This is a genomic window from Paraburkholderia sp. (assembly GCF_034668105.1).
Taxonomy (GTDB): domain Bacteria; phylum Pseudomonadota; class Gammaproteobacteria; order Burkholderiales; family Burkholderiaceae; genus Paraburkholderia.
Genome location: NZ_JAXDPY010000222.1, coordinates 1 through 6141, shown reverse-complemented (window position 1 = coordinate 6141; position 6141 = coordinate 1). Strand labels below are relative to the sequence as shown.

Annotated in this window: 5 protein-coding genes and 1 pseudogene; 3 read left to right on the top strand and 3 right to left on the bottom strand. The window is 59.8% G+C overall.

The genetic code is table 11. The features are described 5' to 3' along the window. A partial coding sequence (locus QOC89_RS10410; protein ID WP_323044937.1) for a response regulator occupies positions 1-188 on the bottom strand: 188 nt, incomplete at its 3' end. 82 nt (positions 189-270) lie between these two features. On the opposite strand from QOC89_RS10410, the pseudogene QOC89_RS10405 reads away from it, so the two are divergent. The 3 genes and pseudogenes from QOC89_RS10405 to QOC89_RS10395 all read left to right on the top strand — a co-directional run bounded on the left by QOC89_RS10405 (position 271) and on the right by QOC89_RS10395 (position 4466). Next, positions 271-1123, top strand: a pseudogene (locus QOC89_RS10405) (site-specific integrase). A gap of 453 nt (positions 1124-1576) precedes the next feature. Further along, entirely contained in the window at positions 1577-3013 is a 1437-nt protein-coding gene (locus tag QOC89_RS10400; RefSeq protein ID WP_323044936.1) for a PQQ-dependent sugar dehydrogenase, read from the top strand. A 409-nt stretch (positions 3014-3422) separates the two neighbouring features. Next, a complete protein-coding gene (locus QOC89_RS10395; RefSeq protein ID WP_323044935.1) occupies positions 3423-4466 on the top strand; it encodes a lyase in 1044 nt (347 codons plus the stop codon). Between the two features lie 71 nt (positions 4467-4537). Here QOC89_RS10395 and QOC89_RS10390 read toward each other — a convergent pair whose 3' ends face one another. Both QOC89_RS10390 and QOC89_RS10385 read right to left on the bottom strand, forming a co-directional pair. Further along, complete coding sequence (locus tag QOC89_RS10390; RefSeq protein ID WP_323044934.1) at positions 4538-4957, bottom strand: DUF1810 domain-containing protein; 420 nt, start codon at positions 4955-4957, stop codon at positions 4538-4540. 202 nt (positions 4958-5159) lie between these two features. After that, positions 5160-5891 carry a hypothetical protein gene (locus QOC89_RS10385; protein WP_323044933.1) on the bottom strand — a complete coding sequence of 244 codons (732 nt, stop codon included), beginning with the start codon at positions 5889-5891 and terminating at the stop codon, positions 5160-5162. Positions 5892-6141 lie beyond the last annotated feature (250 nt).

Below are 6141 nucleotides of genomic sequence, written 5' to 3'. Positions count from 1 at the left end.
AGCGCCTTGGCCGCCTGCAAACTGTTGCAGTGCGGCATGGAAATATCCATCAAAACTACATGAGGCATCCACTCCCGCCCCGCGTGAACCGCCTCCACTCCGCCGAAAACCGCCCGCGCTTCGATATCGTCTAGCGACAGGTAGGTTGCCAGCGCAAGGGCCGCATTTTCGTTGTCGTCGACGACCATAATGCGCAATGGGGCGCCATTGGCCGTGACGCGGCGTGCGGTCCACGGTCGCGGTGTCCGGAGAAATGATCCTGAAAGCAGCATCGAACGTGTCACGGCGGCAGGCGACCGGGCCGGTATCCGCTTTCTGGAGTTCTTCGCTTCGGCGATCCGCAACCCGCACACGCGCCGCGCGTATGCGCGCGCGGCGGGGGATTTTCTCGCGTGGTGCGCTGGCGCCAGCGTGACGTCCATTACTGAGGTGCAGCCGCTGCACGTCGCTGCGTGGATCGAGCGGCAGACGCAGACCCACGCCGCGCCGACCGTCAAGCAGCGGCTCGCGGCGATCCGTCACCTGTTCGACTGGCTCGTCACCGGCCAGATCGTGCCGCAACCCGGCCGCGTCGGTGCGCGGTCCCAGTCACACCACGAAAAAGGGCAAAACCCCGGTGCTCGATGCGGCTGAGGCGCGCCAGCTGCTGGACCGCATCGATGTGACCACGCCGATCGGCCTGCGGGACCGTGCGCTGATCGCGTTAATGGTGTTTTCGTTCGCGCGGATCGGCGCGGCGCTGACGATGCGCGTCGACGACACACTCGAGGCGTACCTGCATGCGTATCTCGACGGCAGCGGTATCGCTGACGATCTGAAGGGGCCACTGTTCCGCACGATCCGGCGCGGCACAGGGCAGCTCAGCGACACGCCGCTGCCGCAGGCGAACGCCTACGCGATGGTGCGCCGTCGCGCGATCGCCGCCGGCATCGGCACGGCCATCGGCACGGCCATCGGCAACCATACATTCCGCGCGACCGGCATCACCGCGTATCTCAAAAACGGCGGCTCGCTCGAGAACGCTGCGGCAATGGCGAATCACGCGTCGACGCGCACCACGCAGCTGTATGACTGGCGACACGACGAGATCAGTCTGGACGAGGTGGAGCGGATCCGCGTGTAAAGAGGGGCGTCCAAGGAAAAGGAAACTACGCACGCCGGGCGTCTGCGAGGTGCGCTTTTCGAATGGCGCTGATCGACCCATTTGTGCCGTTCGAACATTGCTCTGCTCAACGGCAGCTTCCGGTTTGGTTCGGGACGGTCGCACTGCCGCACATCTAGGTAAATAAAGCGCTGTGATGAAGCAATGAGTCAAGTGCAGGCGTTCGTTTCCTCGCAACCGCCAAACCAGGTTCGGGCATCCAGCGTTTTTGGCAGGAAGCGCGTGCCGGCTGCCGCTCCTCCTCCCATTCAGCTTACTTACCCTGGCGAGCGGTGATAGTCTTTTGTCCGCTGCCCGCGGGCGCACGGCCTAGTATTAAATGATCTGCGACGTCAAAACCAACGATTCACGCTTAAGCGATTCACCCGTGGTGCGAGACGGTGTCTCGCGGTTCGATTCGTGCAGGAGGATAAAGTGTCGCGCTATATGGAAAAATGGTTAAGCCAAAACCGCGTGATCGCCGCGCTGGCACTGTTGCTGACGTTATCGTTTTTGACCAATGCGGCGCACGCGGTTTTTCCCGAGGCCGCTGCTGTACCCAATGCCGCTGTTGTTGTGGCTGCGCAGTCGGTTAGATGCCAAGCCATTTCCACGACCAGGCCGCAGCCGATACTTCCAAAGGGATTTACCGAGCAGATTTTGTACAGTGGCTGTCTCAATCAGCCGACCGCGATAAGTTTTAACGGAAACAAAACTATGGTTTTCGTCGCCGAAAAAGGGGGCAAGGTTTGGAATTGTGATTTGTTGACCCCTACTACCTGTACGTTATTTGCCGACCTTGGCAATGAAGTCTGCAATGATGCCGACCGGGGGCTTCTCGGACTTGCAGTCGATCCTCAGAACGATGGCAATGTCTACGTGCTGTACACGACGCCTCCTCCTACAGGAGCGTGTAGCGGAAACGTTCTCACCCGCGGCCAACTTTCGCTTTTGACGGGCGGGCAGCCGGAAAGGAAGATCCTGCCCCTCGCCGGGTCCACCAACCAGACGTGGTGTTTTTACTACACGTCTCACAGTATCGGGGGCTTAGCCTTCGGAAACGATAACAAATCACTCTATGTCAGTGCTGGCGACGGCGCAAGCTTCGACCAGGTTGATTACGGGCAGTTAGATAACGCTTGCGGCGATGGTACAAATCTGCCCCAAGGGGCGTTTCGCAGTCAGGGCGTCTCACCTTACAGCGATGGCCTTATTCTCAAGATTACGGATCCAGGCACGACAAGCCAAAGCGCTACCGTTGTCGCAAAGGGCTTCCGCAATCCTTTCCGCTTCGCCCTTATGCCTGGCACTACCAGTACCCCCGATGAGCTGTATGTCGGAAATGTGGGTTGGGAGACCTGGGAGGCTATTGATCATATCAGCGGCGCCGGGCAGAACTTTGGCTGGCCGTGCTTCGAAGGATGGACCCCCAGTAACAACTCCCTTCCGGCTCCTCAGACGGCGTATCAGGCCCTGCGCACTCCCTACTACTGTGGGAGCATTAGCAGTGAGAGTGTCACTGCACCGTTCTTTGCGTACGCTCACCAGAGTTACGTTACAGCGGAGGACAGCAGAGGAAGGAGCTGCGGCGCTAAGCCGTCCGGCGGGGGCCCGGATCAGAACGGTAGTGTGATCTCCGCCATCGGGTTCACTGACGGCGCCAGTACGTATCCTGTTCCGTTTAAGAGCGCTCTGTACTTTGGCGATCTTCTCCGGAAATGCATCTGGACAATGCAGCCTCCAAATAACACGCCTCAGACATTTGCGAAGGGTCTGCAGGGAGGGCCGGTGGATTTGAAAGCTGGTCCGAACGGGGACCTTTTCTACGTAGACCTGGTTACCAGTACGGTGAGGCGAATTACGCACAAATAGCAGGGAGATTTCTGCGGACCCGTCTCGGCGGCGGCTTAAGCGGAATGGCCGTTTGGTGGGCGGAGCCGACATCTGAGCGTCCGAGCGGCGGTTGGGCGAATGGCCGAAATTGGCCGAACACGACCTCATGATTGACAGTCGCAGCCGCCTCTCGGCCACCCCTTCGTTAAGGTCCCACTCGAGAAATGGGAACCCATCCACACGAGCTTGGACAACCGGGTTCGGCCGCGATTTGAGCCACGGCCATCGACATGATCCTCCCTTCAATATTGATCTTCTCCACCGTGAACTTAAATTGCCACCGGGGCCGGCGTGGCGAATGAGTCGACGCAGCGACGGCTACAGATAAGTGCAACAATAAAAAGCCGTCAGCGCCCTTTGAAACTCATCCCGTGACACGGAGGCGAACATGTTGGCGATCGCGAGGAAACGGGTTGTGGCAACGGTGAACAAGATCCTCGAAGCGGGGCCGGCACCGTGGTTTGCGTCGGCCTTGGCGAGCGCTGCGCTCACCATCGGCTCGGCGCAGGCGCAGCCGCCGTCGTTCGAGACCTTCGCCGTCCCGACCGGCAGTGCGCCGCATGACGTCGCACCGGCGCCGGACGGCGCCGTGTGGTACACCGCGCAGGCGCAGGGCGCGGTCGGACGGCTGGACCCGCGTAGCGGCAGGATCGACAAGATTCCGCTCGGCGCCGGATCGGCGCCGCACGGCGTGATCGTGGGTCCCGATCGCGGGGCGTGGGTGACTGACGGCGGCCAGAACGCGATTGTGCGCATCGATCCGGAGACGCTCGCCGTCACGCGTTTTCCGCTGCCGAAGGACCGGCCGAACGCCAATCTGAACACCGCCGTATTCGACAAGCAAGGGCATCTCTGGTTTACGGGGCAAAGCGGCATCTATGGCGAACTGGATCCGCAGCACGCCCGCATCCGAGTCTTCGATGCGCCGCGCGGGCCTGGGCCCTACGGCATCTGCGTGACCCCGGACGGTAGCCTGTATTTCGCGTCGCTGGCGGGGAGTTATCTCGGCCGCATTGATCCCGGGAGTGGTGCTGCGCAGGTCATCGAGCCGCCAACGTCGAATCAGGGCGCGCGCCGCGCATGGTCCGATTCGAAGGGGCGAGTCTGGATCAGCGAGTGGAACGCAGGAAAAGTCGGCGTATTCGATCCCGCGACGCATCAGTGGCGCGAATGGCATTTGCCCGGCAACGATCCGCACGCGTACGCCATTTTTGTAGACAACCAGGATATCGTCTGGCTCAGTGAATGGAGCGCCAACGCGCTGGTGCGCTTTGACCCGCGTGCCGAGCGGTTCGACGTGTTTCCGCTGCCGCGCCCGCACGCGAATGTACGTGAGATGATGGGCCGCCCGAGCGAAGTCTGGTTGTCCGAATCCGGCACCGATCATCTGCTGCTCTACCGGTCCCCCGTAGCCAATGCGAGCGGGAATTGACGCCCCACAGTACCGACACTGAAATTCCGAAGTCCGCTCCGCCGCGCGCGCAGGCGCAGCGCAAAAACGGCCTAGAGCAACTGCAACGTTTGCGGATCGGCTTCACCGCCGAAATACTTGCGCAGAGCTTCCACAAATACCTCGTTGTCGCTCGTGGCGCGCGCGAACAGGCTGATCGACGATCGAAACTTCAGGTAATCCGGATATCCGAAAATTGCCTCGATGGAACGCTCTTCGACGAGGTTGACCAGTCGCGTCGATTCGCGCAGCCGTGGGCCGAGTAACGGGTGGCGCAGATAGGCTTCAGCCTCGGCCAACGACGAGATAGCGAACCGCTGCGCCATCGCGCTTGACCCAAGGCCCTGGATTTGCGGAAACACGAACCACATCCAGTGGCTTCGCTTACGTCCATTCCTCAATTCATCGCATGCCTGTGCATACACTGGGTCTTGAGCGTCGACAAAGCGCTGAAGGTCGTATAGGTCGTCCATTTCGTATTCCGTTGATGCCGGTGTGGAAATCCACCCTTGAACCCCGATTCTCGCACCTGTTTCCCACCTCGTCCGCTGCCCGCCGCGGCAATTACCTGCTGCCCAATGCGGCATCGAGAGTTGCATTTTTAACGATAGCGCATCGGCGGCCTTCGCGCTCCCGCAACATCGCCTGCGCGGTGCGATCGGCTGAGGTCGACCCTCAAGAGACGTTCGGCTTGACCGAGAGCGGACCTTCAGCGACTGGATCTGATGATCCATTCTGAGATTTCTGCCGCAGCGATGTCATTACGTCTCTCGCCCTCCGCATATTCTCTTCCAATCGATCAAACGTCTGCATGGCCGATTCAAGCTCTTCCTCCGTACAACATTTCACCAGCAGGTTAGTTACTTCGACAATCGCTTCCAAGCACTGATCGTGCGGGGACATTAGGATAGATGCAACCTTGTCTCGAACTGGCTCTGGCCTAGGCGAGGTCATCGCTTGTGCCACCGTCGCTGCTGCTTGCAACTGAGTGGAAATGGTCGCGATTCTCATGACGAGTCCTGCGTCCGGTATGTCGAAGACGGGCAGCCCAGTTAGCAACGCCCGCGCTTCCTGCAAATGGGCTTGCTCTAGTTCCCAAGTAACATGGTCCCTATGCACCTTGGCCGCAGCAGCTTGACAGCGCTGTGCCACCTCCATAAAGAGGGCTCTCATTGCATTCAGTTTCCGTTGAAAGGTGAGGCGCTCTTTTTCTGCAGCAAGCTGGACTTCTTTTCTGCGCTGATACTGAACGAGAGCGACCGACGCCAAGATCGCGCCGACACTTCCTATCGCTTGTATCCATGCAGCCCACTGCTCCGCGTTGAGCCGGAAATGGGCGCCGACCGCGATGAATCCAGCCAGTACAACGCTAAAACCGAACATCAAAACTGCGATTCGTTTGCTCATTGTTTCCCCGAGTCTTTTAGACGTTGAGTCCTTACCTTCCGTCGATAAGCGAGGCTTTGCACAAGATTCTTCAACCATGCGGCATTGTGGCCGATCTAGGAAAGCCCGGCTAAGGTCCGGTTTTGGCCCAGAGCGTGTCAAAACGCTGAGTCACCGGGAATTAACGAAACCTGTCTTGCCGCAGATCGCGACTTTTCGATTGCGGCGATCCGAGCGTCAAATCACAGCCGAAGTATTGCGAAGGCGCAGC

What these genes read in the sequence shown, in the direction of transcription:
- QOC89_RS10385 (WP_323044933.1), bottom strand. Translation starts at nt 5,891, where the DNA reads ATGAGCAAACGAATCGCAGTTTTGATGTTCGGTTTTAGCGTTGTACTG.
- QOC89_RS10390 (WP_323044934.1), bottom strand. Translation starts at nt 4,957, where the DNA reads ATGGACGACCTATACGACCTTCAGCGCTTTGTCGACGCTCAAGACCCA.
- QOC89_RS10395 (WP_323044935.1), top strand. Translation starts at nt 3,423, where the DNA reads ATGTTGGCGATCGCGAGGAAACGGGTTGTGGCAACGGTGAACAAGATC.